Genomic DNA, 2,497 nt, shown 5'->3' on the forward strand with positions numbered 1-2,497 from the left:
GCCCGACACGAGGATATCCTGATTCTCTGCGAGCATTTCGCCACCCGTATGACCGCAAGCCTCGGTCGCAAGCTTTTCGCCGGGTTCAGCGACAAGGCCCGCGAGCGTCTTATGCAGTACGAATGGCCCGGCAATGTGCGTGAGCTCCGCAACGTTGTGGAGCGCAGCGTCTATCGTATGGGGCGCCCTGAGCGCCCCCTCGATGACATCGTGTTCGACCCCTTCCGTAATGGTCCCGACTGGTTGCGACCTCTCGCCCCTGAAGGAGCGACGGCCACGAAGCTGCCCGTCATGACGGAGCGCATCGTGCAGGACGCCGCCGCGCCGGCCTCGCGTGAAGCCCCGTCCGCGCCTTTGCCTGCTTCCCTCCCTGAGGGGCTGACCTTCACCGAAGCCACGCGCGCCTATGAACGTGCCCTGATCGAACACGCCCTGAGTGACGCGCGCTTCAACCAGAAGCAGGCCGCCACCGCTCTGGGACTGACCTATTACCAGTTCCGGCACCTGCTCCGCGCGCATGGCTTCGCCGAGCGTAACGCCCGCAAATCCGTCGGGACCGAAGCCTGAAAGGGGTGGGATCTTGACCATGATCTCAATCATGCAAAAAACATGCCAAGGTTATTATTCCTGAGGGGTGCTCGCTTTTGTTTGTTTTGATGTGGTGAAAATTACCATAAGTTGGGAGAAATTGCCCCCCCGTATGCTGGTGTGATCAACGCTCGGAAGATGTGCGAGTATGCAGCCTGACAGGGGGTTTTTCAGGGGTGACATAGTTAGGATGTGTACCGCGCTGCTTTTCTGACAGGTGGCAGGGATAAGCTGTTGCCCCGAGTTCGGCATTGTTGTCGCCTCAAGGGGTGTAAATGCCCTGCTGGATCGGCTGTATTACGCTGGCGCGTTTCCCAGGAGAGTGTGATTCGGGCATCGTGCGAGGGGCAGAACAAGCGTGAAACGCGTCCGTTTTGCCACAATAAATGACCATAAGGACATGAATGCGCGATTGCGTTGACGCGACGACCATTCGCCCGCAAAAGAGCACTTCCACAGTCTAAATGCCCGCCAAGGCGCAACCAATTTGTGCGCCGGAGGCGCTGTTCTATCTTGACCATGACATTCGACGAACTGGCCCTTGCGCCCGCTATTCTCAAGGCGTTGGCCGAGGCTGGCTACAAGACGCCCACGCCGATCCAGGCGCAATCCATACCCCTGCTGCTGCAAGGCCGAGATCTTCTTGGCATGGCCCAGACGGGAACGGGCAAGACCGCGTCCTTCGCACTGCCCCTGCTTCATCGCCTGGCTGCTGACCCACGTCCCGCGCCGAAAAACGGTGCCCGTGTTCTTGTTCTGGCGCCTACGCGTGAACTGGTCAGCCAGATTGCCGATGGGTTTGAGACATTTGGCCGCCATCTGGATTTCAGCGTGACCACAATCTTTGGGGGTGTCAGCCAGTTTCATCAGGTCAATGCGATGAAGGAAGGCGTCGATATTCTCGTCGCGGCGCCCGGTCGTTTGCTGGATCTGATCGAGCAGGGGCTTTGCGACCTGTCCACTCTCGAAGCCCTGGTGCTGGATGAGGCAGACCAGATGCTCGATATGGGCTTTGCCAAGCCTATCGAGCAGATCGTTGCTGCAACGCCGACTGAGCGCCATACGGTCCTCTTTTCCGCAACCATGCCGAAATCCATTGCGGCACTGGTAGACAGCCTGCTGCGCGATCCGGCGAAGGTGGAAATCGCCCCGCCTTCCACCACGGTCGACCGTATCGAGCAGACAGTCATGTTTCTCGATGCAGAGCACAAGAAGGCGGCCCTGCTATCGCTTCTCAGCGCCCCCGATGTCGGGCAGGCTGTCGTGTTCACGCTTCAGAAGAACATCGCCAATGAGGTCTGCTCCCATATTACCGAAGCGGGCATCACGGCTGAAGCCCTGCACGGCAACAAGTCGCAGGGTCAGCGCGAACGGGCGCTCGAAGCATTCCGTGAAGGCCGTGCACGGGTTCTTGTCGCCACGGATATTGCCGCACGCGGTATCGACGTCGATACGGTGACGCATGTGGTCAATCACGATCTGCCCAGCCTGCCTGAGGCGTATGTCCATCGTATTGGCCGTACGGGCCGTGCGGGACGGAGCGGGCGGGCCATCACCCTGTGCGATGCCGAGCAGCGCGCTTGGTTGCACGATGTGGAGCGCACGATCGGACGCGCACTGACAGTGCATGAAAATCACGAATGGCATTGCGAGAAAGCACGCCGTTCCACGGCACGGGCGCCGGTGCTGGGCGGCGGCCCGGTGAAGCAGATCAAGGTGCCGAAAATACGTGAGCGCAAGATCTGGACCGATGAAGAGAAGGCGGCAGCCCGTGCCGCTGCTATGGCCAAACGCGCAATCTGAACCATTTTACTCATGCATGGTAGGGGGCGTTGCCCCTGCCATGCATGACTCCGGCCCGTACCGCGTCAGGGACATGGGTACAGAAACCGGATCGACCCAAGTGCGG

2 protein-coding genes are annotated in these 2,497 nt (G+C 60.0%); both read left to right on the forward strand.

Translation table 11 applies throughout. The annotated features are described in order from the left end of the window. Positions 1–567: helix-turn-helix domain-containing protein (locus tag P792_RS39200; protein ID WP_023979663.1), on the forward strand; the 567-nt coding region annotated here is incomplete at its 5' end. A 540-nt stretch (positions 568–1,107) separates the two neighbouring features. Next, positions 1,108–2,391, forward strand: a complete 1,284-nt coding sequence (locus P792_RS33230) for a DEAD/DEAH box helicase (RefSeq protein ID WP_200863494.1) — start codon at positions 1,108–1,110, stop codon at positions 2,389–2,391. The last annotated feature ends 106 nt before the right edge of the window (positions 2,392–2,497 follow it).

The organism is Asaia sp. SF2.1 (assembly GCF_000505765.1).
Classification (GTDB): Bacteria; Pseudomonadota; Alphaproteobacteria; order Acetobacterales; family Acetobacteraceae; genus Asaia; species Asaia bogorensis.